The 253-nt window shown below is 65.2% G+C and carries 1 protein-coding gene; it reads right to left on the minus strand.

The genetic code is table 11. The features are described from left to right. Positions 1 to 209 (minus strand): hypothetical protein (locus BIU91_RS19210; RefSeq protein WP_216099681.1); only part of this gene is annotated, 209 nt, incomplete at its 3' end. Positions 210 to 253: the final 44 nt, after the last annotated feature.

Below are 253 nucleotides of genomic sequence, written 5' to 3' on the forward strand. Positions count from 1 at the left end.
CTCGCGGACAGCGCTCGACGCAGCCCGTCCATCTGCTCCGAATCCTGCGTCATGCGCTGCATTGTCGCGGCCAACTCGCTCGCAATGGGAGGGACCTCGACGGCGCTGACCCCTGGAACGAGGTACTCGTATTCGGGCGCGTGGCGCGTACCAGACGTCGTCACGATCGGAAGTCCGAGAGCCATGCTCTCGACAGCGATGAGTCCCACCCTCCCCGGGTTAAGAAGAGCGGTCGCAACACGGGCGATGGTGG

Source organism: Curtobacterium sp. MMLR14_002, assembly GCF_001864975.1.
GTDB classification, from domain to species: Bacteria; Actinomycetota; Actinomycetes; order Actinomycetales; family Microbacteriaceae; genus Curtobacterium; species Curtobacterium flaccumfaciens.